At 54.4% G+C, this 17,882-nt stretch carries 15 protein-coding genes; 8 read left to right on the top strand and 7 right to left on the bottom strand.

Going from position 1 to position 17,882, the window contains the following annotated elements:
• Positions 1-12 precede the first annotated feature (12 nt).
• From tilS to secG, 8 genes are all read left to right on the top strand, one after another.
• On the top strand, positions 13-1,404 hold the full coding sequence (gene tilS, locus BQ5383_RS16845; protein WP_071433929.1) for a tRNA lysidine(34) synthetase TilS: 1,392 nt from the start codon (positions 13-15) through the stop codon (positions 1,402-1,404).
• The gene (gene hpt / locus BQ5383_RS16840) at positions 1,401-1,961 is read left to right on the top strand and encodes a hypoxanthine phosphoribosyltransferase (RefSeq protein ID WP_071433926.1); all 561 of its coding nucleotides are present in this window, start codon (positions 1,401-1,403) and stop codon (positions 1,959-1,961) included. Before tilS ends, hpt begins: the two co-directional genes overlap by 4 nt.
• Positions 1,962-2,039: 78 nt before the next feature.
• The gene (ftsH, locus tag BQ5383_RS16835; protein ID WP_207646821.1) at positions 2,040-3,959 is read left to right on the top strand and encodes an ATP-dependent zinc metalloprotease FtsH; all 1,920 of its coding nucleotides are present in this window, start codon (positions 2,040-2,042) and stop codon (positions 3,957-3,959) included.
• Between the two features lie 286 nt (positions 3,960-4,245).
• The gene (locus BQ5383_RS16830; protein WP_071433924.1) at positions 4,246-4,509 is read left to right on the top strand and encodes a hypothetical protein; all 264 of its coding nucleotides are present in this window, start codon (positions 4,246-4,248) and stop codon (positions 4,507-4,509) included.
• A gap of 192 nt (positions 4,510-4,701) precedes the next feature.
• The gene (locus BQ5383_RS16825) at positions 4,702-6,693 is read left to right on the top strand and encodes a DNA gyrase/topoisomerase IV subunit B (protein ID WP_071433922.1); all 1,992 of its coding nucleotides are present in this window, start codon (positions 4,702-4,704) and stop codon (positions 6,691-6,693) included.
• A 35-nt stretch (positions 6,694-6,728) separates the two neighbouring features.
• The gene (locus tag BQ5383_RS16820; protein ID WP_071433920.1) at positions 6,729-8,030 is read left to right on the top strand and encodes a competence/damage-inducible protein A; all 1,302 of its coding nucleotides are present in this window, start codon (positions 6,729-6,731) and stop codon (positions 8,028-8,030) included.
• Positions 8,023-10,257 (top strand): DNA gyrase/topoisomerase IV subunit A, encoded by a 2,235-nt coding sequence (locus tag BQ5383_RS16815; RefSeq protein ID WP_071433918.1) that lies wholly within the window; start codon positions 8,023-8,025, stop codon positions 10,255-10,257. The genes BQ5383_RS16820 and BQ5383_RS16815 overlap by 8 nt, the downstream gene beginning before the upstream one ends.
• Before the next feature lie 240 nt (positions 10,258-10,497).
• Positions 10,498-10,743, top strand: coding sequence for a preprotein translocase subunit SecG (gene secG, locus BQ5383_RS16810; RefSeq protein WP_139193461.1), 246 nt, complete (start codon positions 10,498-10,500; stop codon positions 10,741-10,743).
• 253 nt (positions 10,744-10,996) lie between these two features.
• Here secG and BQ5383_RS16805 read toward each other — a convergent pair whose 3' ends face one another.
• From BQ5383_RS16805 to BQ5383_RS16770, 7 genes are all read right to left on the bottom strand, one after another.
• Positions 10,997-11,602 (bottom strand): hypothetical protein, encoded by a 606-nt coding sequence (locus BQ5383_RS16805; protein ID WP_071433915.1) that lies wholly within the window; start codon positions 11,600-11,602, stop codon positions 10,997-10,999.
• Positions 11,587-12,102 carry a flavodoxin family protein gene (locus BQ5383_RS16800; protein ID WP_071433910.1) on the bottom strand — a complete coding sequence of 172 codons (516 nt, stop codon included), beginning with the start codon at positions 12,100-12,102 and terminating at the stop codon, positions 11,587-11,589. The genes BQ5383_RS16805 and BQ5383_RS16800 overlap by 16 nt, the downstream gene beginning before the upstream one ends.
• A gap of 238 nt (positions 12,103-12,340) precedes the next feature.
• Entirely contained in the window at positions 12,341-13,363 is a 1,023-nt protein-coding gene (locus tag BQ5383_RS16795) for an ABC transporter permease (protein WP_235822005.1), read from the bottom strand.
• Positions 13,296-14,309 carry an ABC transporter ATP-binding protein gene (locus tag BQ5383_RS16790; protein ID WP_071433906.1) on the bottom strand — a complete coding sequence of 338 codons (1,014 nt, stop codon included), beginning with the start codon at positions 14,307-14,309 and terminating at the stop codon, positions 13,296-13,298. Before BQ5383_RS16790 ends, BQ5383_RS16795 begins: the two co-directional genes overlap by 68 nt.
• Positions 14,310-14,312: 3 nt before the next feature.
• The gene (locus BQ5383_RS16785) at positions 14,313-15,482 is read right to left on the bottom strand and encodes an NEW3 domain-containing protein (RefSeq protein ID WP_071433904.1); all 1,170 of its coding nucleotides are present in this window, start codon (positions 15,480-15,482) and stop codon (positions 14,313-14,315) included.
• Between the two features lie 421 nt (positions 15,483-15,903).
• Positions 15,904-17,148: a sensor histidine kinase gene (locus BQ5383_RS16775; RefSeq protein WP_071433900.1), complete on the bottom strand. Its 1,245-nt coding sequence runs from the start codon at positions 17,146-17,148 to the stop codon at positions 15,904-15,906.
• Complete coding sequence (locus BQ5383_RS16770; protein ID WP_071433898.1) at positions 17,141-17,821, bottom strand: response regulator transcription factor; 681 nt, start codon at positions 17,819-17,821, stop codon at positions 17,141-17,143. Before BQ5383_RS16770 ends, BQ5383_RS16775 begins: the two co-directional genes overlap by 8 nt.
• Between the last annotated feature and the right edge of the window lie 61 nt (positions 17,822-17,882).

The following is a 17,882-nucleotide window of genomic DNA, read 5'->3' as shown; positions in this document are numbered from 1 at the left end:
AGGGGGCAGAGGTTGAAAGAGGAACAGACACTGCCGCTGATCGCGGCCAAAACCATCGAACAACATCATATGCTCAAACAGGGTGACAGTGTGCTGCTGGGGGTTTCCGGTGGCGCGGATTCTGTCGCCCTGCTGGTCTTTTTGCGGCAGATCGCTCCCGGTTTGGGGCTGAAGTTAAAGGTGGGTCATGTGAACCACTGCCTGCGGGGGGAGGAAAGCGACGGCGATGAGGAGTTTGTCCGCCGTCTGGCTCAGAAGCTGGGGGTGGAGTTTGTCTGTAGCTCCTTCGATGCTAAAACTGAGGCGAAAAAGGCTGGGATGGGCTTGGAGGAATATGCCCGCCTGCGGCGCTATGAATTTTTCCATCAGTGGGCAGGGGAGGATGGAATCATCGCTACCGCCCATACCCTGGATGACGCCATGGAAACAGTGCTTCTCAACCTTACCAGAGGCACCGGGATTCGCGGCCTGCGGGGCATTCCTTATGTGCGGGACAGAATCATCCGTCCCCTGCGGGACTGCACCAGGGAGCAGGTGGAAGCCTTTTTGATGGAGGCGGGACAGGACTACCGCACCGATTCCACCAACTGTACCGATATCTACAGCCGCAACAAGCTTCGTCATCAGGTGCTTCCGGTGCTGCGTCAGCTCAATTCCGGTCTGCCCCGGGCTTTTCAGAGCCTGATGGCTCAGATGACCGACCAGTGGAAGATGACCGAGGAGCTGACAGACCGGGCGGAACGGGAGTGTACGCTGGAAACAGGCCGTCTGGACCGGCAGCGTCTGCTGGATCTGCCGCCTCCTGTACGGGAAAATTTGTGGCTGCGTTTGCTGGAACGGGAGAAGGTTCCGGTTTCCTCCGGGGTGCTGGAGAGATTGGAGCGCTGTACCCTCCAGGGAAAGGGAGCGGTGGAGCCGCGCCGGGGACTGCGGTTGCGGGCCGCTTCCCGGGAGGTTTGGCTGGAGCGGGAAATACCGCCGCTTCCGCCTTTTGAAACGCCGTGGCTGGATTTACCGTGGGAAAAGAGCCTTTTGTACCCCGTTTTTCCCGGCAGAAATCTGCGGTTGACGGTTTTACCGGAAAAGACAGGGATTTCGGCAGAAAAAATTAACAATAAGGACTTAAAAAACCAGTTGGATTATGATACAATATGTAAAGCTGTTTTACTGCGCTCTCCAAAGCCGCAGGATCTGCTGCGGCAGCGGGGGAAAGACAACGGCATTCCCTTCCTGTATCGGACGGGAAGCCGGGGCCTTACCAGCGGCGCCATCTCCAGAATGCTGGTGATGGAGGACCGTGAGGGTATCATCTGGGCTCAGGGCCTGGGAGCGGCGGACCGCTGCCGGGTGACGGCGCAGACCAGCAGGATTCTTTACATTGAAGTGTTGGAGGACGTAGAATGAGTTATTTTCACAGCAGTGATATTGAACGTGTTCTGATAACGGAAGAAGAGCTCAAGGAAGCCACCCAAAAGCTGGGAGCTCAGATCACCAAGGACTATGAGGGCAAAAATCTGATGATCATCGGTGTCCTCAAGGGCTCTGTGACCTTTCTGGTGGACCTGATCCGCCATATTGAACTGCCGCTGAAAATGGATTTTATGGCGGTTTCCAGCTATGGCGCGGGGGTAAAGACCACCGGTGTGGTTAGAATATTAAAGGATCTGGATAAACCCATTGAGGGAATGGATATCCTGATTGTGGAAGATATTCTGGACAGCGGTTTGACCCTCAGCTATCTGACCGCCATGCTCCGGGAGCGGCAGCCTGCCAGCATCCGCATTGCCACACTGCTGGATAAGCCGGAGCGGCGCACCGCGGACATCAAGCCGGATTATACCTGTTTCACCATTCCTGATGAGTTTGTCATCGGCTATGGTCTGGATTATGATGAGCAGTACCGCAACCTGCCCTTTGTGGGCATCCTTTCCCCCAAGGTATATAACAAGGAAGGGGAATAAACCAGCCGTATCAGGCTGCCCGTCTCCGGCGGGTCATCCGGGGAATTTTGAACGAGACACAGACAGGAGTTGAAACCATTGGGAGGTAACAGCAAAAAGTCACTGTTCATCTATCTGGCCATTATTGTGGTGCTGATGATCGTGGCGACCCAGGTGTACTCCGTGAGCAATACTCCGGAAACAACACCTTACAACGAGATTCTCAGTTATTTCCAAAACGATCAGGTAAAAGAATATACCCTGGATTATGGAACCGGTGAGCTGACCATCAAGCTGCGGGACAACAATAAAGAGGTTTATTACATGGTCCCCAATCTCACCGTTTTCTACAACGATACCCATGAGATGGTCAAGGAGTACAATGAGACCCATCCGGATTCTCCCATTGTACAGAACTATATCGCCCCCAAGGCTACCCCCTGGTGGGTGACGCTGCTGCCCACACTGCTGCTCATCGGTGTGATGACGGTGTTCTGGTTTGTCATTATGCGCCAGGCCCGGGGCGGCGGGAACCCCATGTCCTTTGCCAAAGCAAAGCCCCGGATGCAGGATGATAAGGACCGGGTCACCTTTGCCGATGTGGCGGGAGCCGATGAGGAAAAGCAGGAGCTTCAGGAGATTGTGGAATTCCTCAAAAATCCACAGAAGTATAATACTCTGGGCGCCCGTATTCCCAAGGGCGTGCTGCTGATGGGCCCTCCCGGTACCGGTAAGACCCTTCTTGCCAAGGCGGTTGCCGGTGAGGCGGGCGTACCCTTCTTCTCCATCTCCGGTTCCGACTTTGTGGAGATGTTCGTGGGCGTGGGTGCTTCCCGTGTCCGTGACCTGTTCGAGCAGGCCAAGAAGAACGCTCCCAGCATTGTTTTTATTGATGAGATCGACGCTGTAGGCCGTCACAGAGGCGCCGGCCTGGGCGGCGGTCATGATGAGCGGGAGCAGACCCTTAACCAGCTGCTGGTAGAGATGGACGGCTTCGGCGCCAATTCCGGCGTTATCGTCATTGCCGCCACCAACCGAAAGGATATTCTGGACCCGGCCCTGATGCGTCCCGGCCGTTTTGACCGCCATGTAACAGTGGGCTATCCCGATGTCAAGGGCCGTGAGGCCATCCTCAAGGTTCATACCCGCAACAAGCCTGTGGGCCCCGATGTGGATCTGAAGGTGATCGCTCAGACCACCGGCGGCTTCACCGGAGCGGATCTGGAAAACCTGGTCAACGAAGCGGCGCTGCTGGCCGCCCGGAAGGATAAGCGGGCCATCACCATGGAGGAGATCCAGGAGGCTACCATCAAGGTGATCGTGGGACCGGAGAAGCGTTCCCATGTCATTTTGGAAAAGGAGCGCCGCCTGACTGCTTATCACGAGGCTGGCCATGCCATTGTCACCTATCACTTCCCCAACCAGGATAAAGTCCATGAGGTCTCCATCATTCCCCGGGGCGGCGCAGGCGGTTATACCCTGTCTCTGCCGGAGAAGGATGTCATGTATAAGACCCGCAATGAGATGAAGGAGGATATCTGCATCCTTCTGGGCGGACGTGTGGCGGAACAGCTGGTGCTGGAGGATATCTCCACCGGTGCTTCCAACGATATTGAGCGGGCTACCAAGATCGCCCGGGCCATGGTCACCCGGTACGGCTTCAGCGAGAAGCTGGGCACCATGGTTTACGGCAAGGATCAGAACGAAGTGTTCCTGGGAATGGATCTGGCTCAGGACCGCGGCTATTCCGAGCAGGTGGCCGCTATGATCGACGAGGAGATCCGCAGCCTCATCGATACCGCTTACGATCAAGCCACCGAGATTCTGAAATCGGATATGGATAAGCTTCATGAGCTGGCCGAGTATCTGAAGAAGAATGAGAAGATCGATGGCGAGACCTTTGAGAAGCTGATGAAAGGTGAGCTGAGCCCCAAGCAGCCGGAGGAAGCCCAAAATGAGGAGACCACCGGCGCGCAGGAGGAAGCAGCGCCTGATCAGGATCAACAGAACAACCAATAATGTGATTTTGTTGTTTCACTGAAAAGCATCAAGAGACCCGGTCAGCCGGGTCTCTTTCCCTTTAGGCTGCCCTGTGTAAAGAGCGGTGTTTGTTACTGATTTCCCCTTAAAACGACTGTCTGTATTTCTATACTGGAGACAGCAGCTTTGAGGGGCCAGAACGTTTTTTAATGGGGATATTTACCCGGCGATGAAAGGGATCTGGAAGGCCAGAGGCTGGATGAATAGATCAGCGCCGGATATGAAAAAACAACAGGGGAGTATTTCCTGTAAGAGGAGGCACAAAATGGAAAATCATGAACTGCTGAACATTCTCCGACTGATTCTCTTGGGTATAGCTATAGCCGTGGGCGGGCTGCTTTTTTCGGATATGTTCGGACATTTTTTGAACGGACTTTCCTATGAAATTGCTGTTGTGCTGGGAATGGGGATGTACCTGTGTATCCTGCTGGTGCTCTGTACCGGACTGATTCTTTCCCGGCTGAATAAAAAGGAGGAAAAGGGGAAGGGAGAAGAGGACAAAGCAAGGGTGACAGAGGGAAAGGAATGAAGACCCCTAATGCGGCAGCTTTCCCGTTTTTTCAAAAAACAGTGATGAATTTTCGGCTTCTTTTGCAAAAAGGCCGGGAAGCCCCCATTGTCTCAGCCTTGACAAAAACGGCGGCAACCTTCATAATAAAATGAGTTGTCTTTTTAGTTTCAGGGCTTTGAAGGCAGAATCAACCAGGACGGAGGAGAAATAGTGGCGGCAAAAGGAAAGAAAAACGTATACGATAACGAGAGCATTTCCTCCCTGAAAGGGGCGGACCGGGTGCGGAAACGGCCCGGCGTTATTTTTGGTTCCGACGGTCTGGAGGGCTGCCAGCATTCGGTGTTTGAGATCCTTTCCAACGCCATCGACGAGGCTCGCCAGGGCTATGGACGAAAGATCATCGTCACCCGGTTCAAGGACCATTCGGTGGAGGTGCAGGACTTTGGCCGGGGCTGTCCCGTGGATTATAACCCCAAGGAACAGCGGTATAACTGGGAGCTGGTGTTCTGTGAACTGTACGCCGGCGGTAAATATGACAGCCAGGGGGATGGAAGCTATGAGTTTTCCCTGGGCCTCAATGGCCTGGGCTCCTGCGCTACCCAGTATTCCTCTGAATATATGGATGTGGAGGTTTATCGGGACGGCTTTAAGTATAATCTCCACTTTGAGAAGGGCGAGAATATTGGTGGCCTCAAAAAGGAAGCCACCCGCCTCAAACAAACCGGCACCCGCATCCGCTGGCGTCCCGATCTGGAGGTTTTTACTGATATCGACATTCCCGAAAGCTATTTTCTGGATGTGATCAAGCGCCAGGCGGTGGTCAACAGCGGCGTGGAATTTTTGCTGCGCAGCCAGCAGCCGGACGGCAAATTCCAGGAGACGGTTTTCCTCTATGAAAACGGCATCCGGGACTATTGCGAGGAGCTGAGCAAAGACCAGCAGCTGACGCCGGTGCAGTTCTGGAGCGGTGAGCGGGAAGGCCGGGACCGGGAGGACAAGCCGGATTACCGGGTGCGCCTCAATGTGGCCCTGTGTTTTTCCAATAAAATGCACCTGACGGAATATTACCACAATTCCAGCTTTCTGGAGTACGGCGGCAGCCCGGAGCGGGCGGTGAAGGTGGCCATGGTTTCCCAGATCGACGCCTACCTCAAACAGGGCAACCGCTATCAGAAAAATGAATCCAAGATCACCTACCAGGATGTGGAGGACTGCCTGGTGCTCATTTCCTCCAGCTTTTCCACCCAGACCTCCTATGAAAACCAGACCAAAAAGGCCATCACCAACAAGTTCATTTACGAGTGCATGGCGGACTTCCTCAAGCATCAGCTGGAGGTTTATTTCATTGAAAATCCAGACGATGCCGCCCGGATCGGGGAACAGGTGCTCATCAACAAGCGCAGCCGGGAAAATGCTGAAAAGACCCGCCTGAATCTGAAAAAGAAGCTGGCCGGTACTTTGGATATGTCCAACCGGGTGCAGAAGTTTGTGGACTGCCGCAGCAAGGACGTCAGCCGCAGGGAGCTGTACATTGTGGAGGGTGATTCGGCTCTGGGTTCCTGCAAGCTGGGCCGGGATTCCGAGTTCCAGGCCATCATGCCGGTGCGGGGCAAAATCCTCAACTGTCTCAAGGCGGACTATGACCGCATCTTCAAAAGCGATATCATTGTGGACGTTCTCAAGGTGCTGGGCTGCGGGGTGGAGGTTTCCTCCCGGTCCAACAAGGAACTGAATTCCTTTGATCTGGAGGGCTTGCGGTGGAACAAAATCGTCATCTGCACCGATGCCGACGTGGACGGCTTCCAGATCCGCACCCTGATTCTCACCATGCTTTACCGCCTGACCCCAACCCTTATTGAGGAGGGGTACGTCTATATCGCGGAGTCCCCCCTTTATGAGATCAACACCAAGGATGAGACCTATTTTGCCTACGACCAGCAGGAGAAAAACGCCATCTGCGCCAGACTGGGCAATACCAAGTATACCCTCCAGCGCTCCAAGGGATTGGGCGAAAACGAGCCGGAAATGATGTGGCTGACCACCATGAATCCTGAAACCCGGAGACTGATCCGGGTCACTCCCGACGCCGCAGCCGAGACAGCGGAGATGTTCGAGCTGCTGCTGGGGGACAATCTGGCGGGACGAAAGGAATATATCGCGGAAAACGGCGGGCTGTATCTGGAACTGGCGGATATCTCCTGAACCCCGCACCGCTGACAGAAAGGAAGAATGAAGGCATGCACATCACTTCTGCGGAGATCCTCTGCGTGGGCACCGAGCTGCTCATGGGGGATGTGGTTAACACCAATGCTGCCGTGATTGCCAAGGAGCTGGCGGCGCTGGGCATCAATGTATATCATCAAACGGTGGTGGGGGATAACCCTGGAAGGCTGACAGAGGCCTTGCATCTGGCTTTTTCCCGGTCTGATCTGGTCATCACCACCGGTGGCCTGGGGCCCACCTATGATGATCTGACCAAGGAGATCATCGCCCAGTATTTCGGACGGAAGCTGGTGTTCCATGAGGAGAGCTGGCGGCGGATCGAAGCCTATTTCAGCCGCCTCCAATGCAGCTTCACCCAGAACAACCGCAAGCAGGCCATGATGCCGGAAGGCTGCACCGTTTTTGAGAACCGCTGCGGCACCGCTCCCGGCTGTGCTCTGGAAGGAAACGGCAAGATGGCCATTATGCTCCCCGGGCCCCCCAGAGAGATGAAGCCCATGCTGCTGGAGCAGGCTTTGCCCTATATCCGCAAGGACAGCGATACCCATCTGGTTTCCCGGAACCTTCATTTCTTCGGCATCGGGGAATCAGCTTTGGAGCAGCGGCTCCACGATATGATGGTGGAGGCTGTCAATCCCACCATCGCCCCCTACGCCAAAACTGGTGAGGTGATGCTGCGGGTCACTGCCCAGGTGCGGGATGGAGAGGACCCAGCGTCGCTGCTGGAGCCGGTGGTGGACCGGATCAAGGAAGAGGCGGGGCAGTATCTTTACAGTGAGACCGATGGGGAGCTGCAAAGCGCTCTGGTCCATCTCCTCAGGGACAAGGGCCTTACCGCTGCCACCGCTGAAAGCTGCACCGGCGGGTTGGTAGCCAAGCGGATCACAGAAGTCAGCGGCGCTTCCCAGGTTTTCCAGTGCGGAATGGTCACCTATTCAAATGAAATGAAGGAAAAGATGCTGGGGGTCTCTCGGGAGACTCTGAACACCTATTCCGCTGTCTCTCCGGAAACCGCCGGGGAGATGGCAGCTGGTGCGCGGCGTTTTTCCGGGGCGGACCTGGCGGTGGCAGTGACCGGCAACGCCGGACCGGAGCCATCGGAAGGCAAACCGGTGGGCCTTGTTTATGTGGCGGTGGACAGCTCCTGGCACAAGGAAGTGCTGGAGCTGAACCTCAACCGCAGGGATGGAGACGCCCGGGAGCTGATTCGGTATCTGGCTTCTTCCCATGCACTTCATCTGCTGCTGAGAACGGCCCAGAAGTATCCCGGAGCATCAGAAATATCAAAGGAACAGGAGGCGCAGGCCATTGGCTAAAAAGAAAAAGGAACCGGAAACCCAGCGTCATGGCACCCTCACCGGACATATTGAAAACGCCGGACTGGTGGTGCCTCAGCCCATCACCGATACCCTCCGGCAGAATTATATGCCCTACGCCATGAGCGTCATCGTCTCCCGGGCCATTCCGGAGATCGACGGCTTCAAGCCTGCCCACCGGAAGATCCTGTATACCATGTACAAGATGGGGCTTTTAACCGGAGGCAAGATCAAGTCCGCCAATGTGGTGGGCCAGACCATGCGCCTGAACCCCCACGGCGACGCTGCCATTTATGAAACCATGGTTCGCCTTTCCCGTGGTTATGGGGCGCTGCTGGTACCCTATGTGGAGAGTAAGGGCAACTTCGGCCGAGCCTATTCCCGGGATATGGCTTACGCTGCTTCCCGGTACACTGAGGTAAAGCTGGAAAAGATCTGCTCCCAGCTGTTCGCGGATATTGACAAGGATACCGTGGACTTTACCGATAACTATGACAACACCATGGAGGAGCCGGTGCTGCTGCCGGTCACTTTTCCCTCCATCCTGGTCAACGCCAACACCGGTATCGCCGTGGGCATGGCCAGCAATATCTGCTCCTTCAACCTGTTGGAGGTGTGCGAGACCGCCATTGCCTGGATCAAAAACCCCAACTGCCGCCTCATCGACACCCTGAAAGCACCGGATTTTTCCGGCGGCGCCTTTATCCTGTACGATGAGGACGAGCTGGAAAAAATCTACCGCACCGGCAGGGGCTCGGTACGGGTGCGGAGCAAATACGCCTACGACAAGCAGAACAACTGTATCGACGTCACTGAAATTCCTCCCACCACCACGGTGGAAGCCATTATGGACAAGATTGTGGACCTGGTCAAGCAGGGAAAGATCCGGGAAATTTCCGATATCCGGGATGAAACGGATCTGTCCGGTCTCAAGCTGACTATGGACCTGAAGCGGGGCGTGGACCCGGACAAGCTGATGCAGAAGCTGTTCCGCACCACACCGTTGGAGGACACCTTCTCCTGCAACTTCAACGTCCTCATCGGCGGTTCTCCCAAGGTGATGGGAGTAGGGGAGCTGCTGGAGGAATGGACCGCTTTCCGGCGGGAATGTGTCCGCCGTGGCATCACTTTTGACCTCCACAAGAAGGAGGAAAAGCTCCATCTTCTCAAAGGCCTCCAGAAGATCCTGCTGGACATCGACAAGGCGGTAGCCATCGTCCGGGAGACTGAGGAGGAGCGGGAAGTGGTGCCCAACCTGATGATTGGCTTCGGCATCGATCAGGTCCAGGCGGAGTTTGTGGCGGAGATCCGTCTGCGGCATCTGAACCGGGAATATATCCTCAAACGCACCCAGGAGATCGAACAGCTCTTAAAGGATATCCAGGAGATGGAGGAGATCCTGCGCACCCCCAAAAAGCTGGACGCTGTCATCATCAGCCAGCTGAAAGAGATCATCCGCACCTATGGGGAGCCCCGGCGCAGCCAGCTGCTGTATCAGGAGGACGCCCCGGAGGAGCCGGAAGAGGAGGAGCTGCCGGATTATCCTGTGAAGCTGTTCTTCACCGCTGAGGGCTATTTCAAGAAGATCACCCCCCAGTCCTGGCGGATGTCCAGTGAGCATAAACTGAAGGAAGGGGACCGGATCGTTCAGGAGCTGGACAGCCAGAACAGCGTCAATCTGCTGTTCTTTACCGACAAGGGTCAGGTTTACAAGTCCAGAGCAAGCGAATTTGCCGACACCAAGGCCAGCGTCCTGGGGGATTATATCCCCTCCAAGCTTGGGATGGACCCTGGGGAATCTGCCATTTATATGGCGGTGACCTCTGATTATAAGGGCTTTATGTTCTTCGTCTTTGAAAACGGAAAGGCGGCCAAGATCGATCTTTCTTCCTATGAGACCAAGACCAAGAGGAAAAAGCTGCTGGGCGCCTACAGCGTCAAATCCCCCCTGGTGTACCTGGAAAGCTGCGTGGAGGACAAGGAATATCTCTTTGCCACCTCCGCTTCCCGGATGCTTATTGTCAGCACCGCTATGCTGGCGGCTAAATCCACCAGAGATACCCAGGGTGTGCAGGTGATGACCATGAAAACAGGTGTGCGGGTGATCAAGGTTTCTTCCTATGAGGAGGGAATGGTGGACAATCCCCACCGCCTGAGAACCAAGAATCTCCCTGCCACCGGCGCCATTGTCCGCAGCACCAACGGGGGAGAGCAGATGACCCTGTGATCCTCTGTAAACGCGGCAGAGCCCGCGGTTTTCCCATGATGAGATCCCCGCGGGCTGTTGGCTCTTCTCCCTGCAAACGCCCGAAGGAGGAGAACCTGAGCTTATTGTGTGTCATACCTTTCAGCATATCCCAAGAAAAATATTCCTGCTGCGATAAATTTTGTTCATTGATACTTGAAAACCCAGTATTGATGTGATATACTCTTATAGTGCTATTTTGTCCAGGCTGGAGGTGTTAGTGTGAACCCAATCGAAATGATCGGCGCATTCGTAATGATTATTGTCAGCGCCCTTATTGTTGTGATCGTGATGTTTCAGGATCCCAAGAGCGACGGGCTGAGCGCTTTGGGCGGTGGCAATTCCTTCCTCAGCACCAATAATGACCGTTCTATGAACGCAACCCTCAACAGAGTAACCAAGGTATTGGTCATTATCTTTTTTGCTGTGACTTTTATCGTCTATGCTTCCGCCAAGTTCATGGCTTAATCGCTGTGAGCATCCAATCAGATTGATGAAACCAAAAACTGCCTGTTCCGTATAAAAGCGGGACAGGCAGTTTTTTTCTGCATCCGTTTCAGCTGCGCAGCAAAAGATAAATATGCTGAAATCTGTGACGGTAATATTGAAAGAAAAGGTGCTGCATTGTGTGTGATGACATCTACTCTGAGGCATGATGAAATACGGGGTACCATCCTCAAAAATGTGTGGCAGCAAGCTGATTGGAAATGGAAAGCTGTTTTCAGCCTTCAATCTCCATGGTCTGCATCTGCTCTACAGTGATGCCGTTTTTGCGGCCATATTCCGTCCAATAGCTAGTGGAGGCTTTGACGAACAGCTTTTTGGTCAGCGGCATCGAGACATGAAAGGTGCGGTATTTCTGCGCCATAATGGAACGGGAGAATTTTCTGATGCTTCCGGAAACCAGAAAACGAAAAGGGGTATCCAGAATTGCCTCTCCGCTGCCAATTTTTAAAACCGATCCGAAGGGATAGTGATTTTCCCTGCAGAAAAAGCGCACCATTTCCACCGCAATATCATTCTGCTGATACTCCAGAAATCCACAGTTGATCAGTACCGAGATAACAGGTTTATTTTCAGGAGGATACTCCTCCAGGGTTTTGAAAAAATTCAGCAGCGTCACCGGAATACCATCGGCGTAAAGGGGAAACACCAGTACCACATGAGAAAAGCGCTCCATCTGTTCTGCTAGTTGCCGATGATTTTGTCTGGTGATGGCAAAATATTCCGCCTTTCCTTTGCAGCAGGCTGAGACCATAGCGCCATATCGCCTGGAATTGGATTTCGATGCCCGGGGACTGCCGTTGAGAATCATGATCCGCTCCATTTTTTTACCTCCTCCCGGACGGCGGCTTCCAGGGAATCTTCGGTGCAGAAATGAACCTGAAAGTGCTCAAAATTCATATTTCGGGCGTTACGGGCCACCAACTGGCGGAAAAGGTTTTGCTCCTCCTTGCTGTCAGCACCATAGGCCAGGATAACAGCATTCTTGGGGGCTACCTTTCGCTGGACATGGTGGGTTTCGCTATCCACGATCCGTATAAAGGCCTGCTGGATGGGAATTGCTCTCTCCAGCATGGTTTTCATGATAGTGTCGTATCCTCCATACCGAATGCGGCTGATATATAGAACAGCATCGCTTTGGGCGATCAGGGGATATACATGGGGGGCATCGTCCCGGATCACACATTTTCCGGGAGTTTTGGTCCAGCAGCCGAAACAGCCGACGCAGTTGGTAATCTTCAGTGTGGATAAATCAATAAACCGTATTTCCTGCTGATCATTCAGGTCCAGCTGAAGGGGGCGATCGCTTAAAATCAGTTTCATGACTGGTATTACGCTCCGTTTCTTCCAATATGCTTGACCAGATTATTATAAGCCACCTGCCGCAATAAATGTATACTAATTTTGTAAACTTTTTTAAAAACAGTGAGTTAGCTCTAATGTACAGTAAGCAGCGGCGCAGTCTGTAAGACTGCGCCGCTGCTTGTGCTGAAACCGATCCTGTTCAGGCTCTACACCCCTGAACAGTTTATAAAAACATACTGCTGTATGCTTTTATTATTTAAGCCCGAATTTCCTGCTTCATAAAAGCGATGTAGGCGATGGCGAACCCAGCGATGACCAAAGCGATCATCAGCACCAGATGGGGCCAGACCAGAAGCAGGCTCTGGGAGAAGGGAAGCGGTCCGGCAATAGCGCCGGAGAGCTGGGACATGGTCACCATACCAATGGAACGGACGTTGGGGTTGAGGATGGTGGTGGCCGCTTCGCTGAACAGATAGTAGGGAGAAATTCTGTTGAGCGCCAGGGTGGCTGAATAGTTGGAGGAAATGTTTGCGAAACCGGCAATACCGCTGGTGGGGAAGATGGAGTTGGCCACAGCGGATGCCACCAGGCTCATAAACAGGCTGAGGAAGAGCCAAATGGACATGCTGGCCAGGGCGGCTGTGGCCGCGTGCTTGCACACCACTGAGAAGATGATGGACAAAGCCAGCCAGAAGGAAATATACACCCAGGTAAAGAGGAGAAAGGCGAAAATCCGCAGAACCTCTTCTCCGGAAGGGGGGATACCGATGAGCATCAGCCCCATACCGCTGATATAGAAGCCCAGCATGAACACCGTGAGGAAAATGACCGTGGAGCCGGCGAGAAACTTGGCGTTGATGATGGAATCGCGGTAGATGGGCTGTGCCGCCAGACGATTGAGAGTGCCCTGGGAGCGTTCATTGCTCACCGCGTCAAAGCCCAGAGTGATCCCCGCCAGAGGCCCCAGAAAGGCCATAAAGGTGGCAAAGGAATAGATGGCGCTGCCGCTGGTGGTGAAAAGCTTGAGGAAGATAAAGTCGCTGCTTTCCTCCACCGCTTCCCGGATATTGGACAGTGCGCCGCCCAGGCTGGCGGTAGTCACCACCAGCAGCAGCATGAAAATGATGAAAAACCGTTTGCTGTTGAGATGGTCCGCCAATTCTTTGCGGTAAAGAGCTGCCAGACCGCCGGAGCAGGAAACGCCTTTTTCTTCATCCCCGTTTTTTCTGAAGCTGTTCCAGAAGTCCGGGACGCTTTTTTTCAGCTGTTGGATGTTCACTGCTCTCACCTGCCTTTTCAAAATATCTTCTGTAGATCTCATCCAGGTCTCCGCCCCGCAGATGGAGGTGCAGCAGCTGATAGCCGCCGTCCATCAGCAAAGGCATCAGCTCGGGACGGATATCCCGGGAGGAATCCACATGGATCAGGTCATCCTGCCGTGTAACCGACCGAACTCCCTCCAGGGCGGAAAGCTTTTTTTCCAGCATCCCGTCGTCAGGCTCCGCGGACAGCTCCAGGATATAGCTTCCTTCGCTCTCCAGCTGCTTGCCCAGCTCCTTGATGGGACCGCAGGCAATCAGCTTGCCAGAGACAAAGATCCCCACACGGTCACAGATCTGCTGGATCTGATACAGCTGGTGGGAGGAGATGAGGATGGTTCTGCCGTCCTCGGTGGACAGCCGGCGGATCAGGGAGATCAGCTCCCGCATACCTTCAGGGTCGATGCCCAGAGTGGGCTCATCCATGATGATCACCCTGGGATCCTTCATCAAAACGTCGGCGATCCCCAGCCTCTGGCGCATACCACGTGAATAGGTGCCCGCTTTCCGGTCTGCCGCATAGGTCATGTCCACCCGTTCCAGCAGCCGGTCGATACGCTGTTCGCATACCTGAGGGGACAATCCGTTGAGCTGTCCGGTAAAGCGGAGATTTTCCCGCCCGGTCAGATCCGGATAGAATCCTACATTATCCGGCAGATAACCTACCGTGGATTTGATCTGGATGGACTGACGAACGCAATCCATCCCATCAATGATGGCGCTGCCCGATGTGGGTTCCGTCAGCCCCAGCAGCATCAGGGTCGTAGTGGTTTTGCCGGCGCCGTTGGGTCCCAGCAGACCAAAAACTTCCCCTTCCCGAACCGACAGGTTCAGATGATCCACTGCCGTCACATCGTCGTACTGCTTGGTCAGATCATGGGTTTCCAGAATAATGCGTTCGGTCATGGTTTATCTCCTCCCGTATTTCCGGAAGACATAACCCAGGCCGCACAGGGCCGCCACAATGATCAGGATTCCCACAACACCCCAGATGGTATCGGTTTTGACCGAAACCCGGAATTCAGCGGTATCGCTGGTTTCGCTGTTGCTGGCGGTGAGGACGGTCACATAGTCGCCGGACATGGCGTCCTTGGCGGGGGTGATGTAAGCGGTCACTTCCTTGGTGGCTCCCGCCTCCAGCACATCAATGGTGGACTCGGAAAAGGTGACGGTCCAGTTGGTTGGAGCGGAAGAGGTGAGATTGATATTTTGCAGATCCACATTGCCGTTATTGATCAGGCTCAGGGTGACGGCACTTTCCTTGTTGGCGGAGGCGTCAAAGCTGAGGCGTCCGCTGGGGGTGGACAGATCCAGCTCATAGGAACCGGTGATGACCACTGTCAGCTCGGAGGAGAGATTCTCGGTAGAGGAGATGGCGGAAATAGGAATGGTATAATCACCGGCGGCGATGCCAACAGGGGGAGTGACAGTGACATTGAGGGCCTGGCTGCCTCTGGGGTCCACCGTTACAGCTGCAACCTGGGTGCTCTCACCGGAGGGCTTGAAGCTGACCATCCAGCCGGAAGGGGCGTTGGCGGAGAGGCTGTAGGTCTGCTCGGTAGCGGAGTTGTTGGTCAGTGTGGTGGTAAAGGTAAAGCTGGTGTCGGCAGAGCCTTCCTGCTGAGCATATTGAGTGGTCAGGCCGCCTTCGCCAATCTCCTCCTCATCCAGAACCAGCTCCAGCTCCAGGGAAGAGCTCATGCTGCCGCCTGCAGCGTTCAGTGTAACGGTATAGGTTCCTTCCTGGGCGTCATCGGGGATTTGCAGATTGAAGGTAGCCAGGGAGGCGTTATCTCCGGGACGGACATAAACCCGGCTGATGGTGTTGCCGGCGCCGGTAAAGTAGCCGCTCCAGCCCTCAGGAATATCTGTGACCGACAGGGATACGCTTGCGCCCGCGCCGCTGGTGTTGGAAAAGTCCAGACTGTAGGTCAGGTCATCACCGGCCTTGGCGGTCATGCCGGGATAATCGGTGCTCATTTCCAGCCCTCCCGCCGCAAAGGCGGTTACTGTCATCATCCACAGCAGCGCTGCGGAAAGGACTGCTGCCAGTATCCGTTTGTAACTGAGATGTTTCATGATGCTTATGCTCCTTTTTGCTTTTTTGAAGGAAAAACGCTCCTTCAGCCAACATCTTCACTTTACACTCTCTCGCTTAACGGACGCTGAAAATTTTAAGCAAAAATGTAAATAAACTTTGAACCTTTCCAAGGATTTTTTAAGACTTGTTCATCCCGCTGAAAGGCAGGGCAGAAGTGTTTTGGCCTTTGGCGCCATTTCTTTGCCTGATGGAAAAATAAAAAGAATTGCCCCCAAGGCGAGGGCAAGCCAGTGAGGCCCGCTGAACCATGGGGGCAACAGAAGAGGATATTCAGGTGTCCGCCTCTATGTTCGATCTGAAGCGCCGCAGGCGGAAGCGGAAGAAGAAGTGAGAAAAGGGGCATGATCATGCTTGCCGGAGGGGTGAGAAAGGGGAGCAGTTGGATTTGCTGAGAAGATTTCATTTATGGACAGCAGATGACAGGAAGGAACGCTTTCCATTCAAGGGCAGGCGGACAAAAAAGGTGTTGACGCCGCAGCTGCTTTCTGCCCAGATCCGTCCACGATGCTTTTTCACGATATTCTCCGCAATGGACAATCCCAACCCATAGCTTCCATTAGCGGCCCGGGAAGCGTCTCTGCGGTAGAAGCGATGAAAGATTTTCTTCAGCTCATCAGGAGGGATCGCTTCGCCTTCGCTGCCCACTGAAAGCAGGCAATGGCGGTGATCCAGCTGCTTGAGGGAGACGGCAATATGCCCCTTTGGTATGGTATATTTGGAAGCGTTATCCAACAGGATCTCCGCTACCTGTCCCAAAGAACGGGTGGAACCATACAGCCGGATGCCTGGCTGTATATCACTTTCCAGCTTGAAACCATTTTCATAAAACAGCGGTTCAAAGGTCAGCAGCTGGCTTTCCACCACATGGCTGAAATCCACCTGCTCAAACACCTGGGACGCTGAACCGTCATCCGCCCGTGCCAGCTCCAGCAGGCTCTCCACCAGCTGGCGCATTTGATCAGATTCGGCGGCAATGTTGTCCATCCGCTCCGGCAGCTGGGCAGGATCATAGCCGCTGTCCCGGATCATGTCCGTATTGGCAAGAATGACGGTCAAAGGCGTTTTCAGCTCATGGGAGGCGTCTGCCACAAAGCGCCGCTGCTGCTGCCAGGCTTCCTCCACAGGGCGGATGGCCCAGTGGGCCAGGGCAATGCTGATCAGCAGGAATACCAGCAGGCTAAGTCCCCCAATGAGCAGAAAATGCTGTACCAGATGGGAAATGGTGTTCAGTTCGTTGGAGATGTCCCCGAATACGATCCGCTGGCTGGTGGGGGTGGAAAGACGGTAGTACCGCAGATGATACCCCTCAATAATGCCGGTGCGCTCCGGAGAGGAAATGGGGATGGAAATCAGCTCCCGCAGACGGGCTTCATCTCGCAGGTCATAATAGCCGCTGTTAATGGTGATAATGTCCCCGGTGTTGCTGATATCCAGAAAGAAATAGGGGAGGTATATGCCGCTTTCCCCTTCCCCGGGGCGGGAGGTGCGCATGGGATTGGCGGCTACGTCCCGGAGAAAATCCACGCTTTCCCGCTCCAGATTTTGAGAGGTGCTGACAAACATCATCACAAAAATGGCGGTGAGCATCACCACTACGATGGACATATTGATGCAGACAAATTTGATTTTCAGCCGTTTAATCATCCTGGGTCACCTCCAGATGATATCCCTGCCTGCGGATGGCCTCGATATGAAGGTTGGAACCGATGCTGGTCAGCTTTTTCCGCAGGAAGGAAACATAGACCTCCACATGATTTTCATCAGCGTTGGAATCATATCCCCAAACCTTGGTCAGCAGGGTTTCTTTGGAGATATTGCGGTACTGGGAGGTGAGCAGCAGGCGCATCAGATCAAATTCCCGGGCGCTCAGCCGGATGGAATCGCCCCCATCCGCTGACAAAATGCTGGTGGACAGGTCCAGGGTAGTATTGCCGTAGGACAGCACCTCCGTCTGAGGACCCTGCCGCCGCAGCAATGCCCGGACGCAGGCCAGCAGTTCGCCGGTATTAAAGGGTTTGGTCAGGTAATAGTCCGCCCCTGAATTGAGCCCCCCAATCCGGTCGTTCACATCGGAACGGGCGGTGAGCATCAGAATGGGGGTTCCCACACGATCCCGCCGCAGCCTTTTGGCAATTTGGAATCCATCCATGTGGGGAAGCATCACATCCAGAATCAGCAGGTCATAGATGCCGCTGGCGGCGCAGTCATACCCTTCCGCCCCGTCATAAACCGCTTCGGCGGCATAATTATTGGTGTGCAGCAGGTCAACGATGGAGTCAGCCAGGCGGCGTTCATCCTCCACCACCAAAATATTCATCGGTGCATCGCTCCCTTTCTGGGAAGAAACAGCTCCTTCCCGTTCTCCCTATGGCCGATCC

Source organism: Angelakisella massiliensis, assembly GCF_900104675.1.
GTDB classification, from domain to species: domain Bacteria; phylum Bacillota; class Clostridia; order Oscillospirales; family Ruminococcaceae; genus Angelakisella; species Angelakisella massiliensis.
The sequence above is the reverse complement of the archived record's forward strand: the minus strand, read 5'-3'. Positions and strand labels throughout refer to the sequence as shown.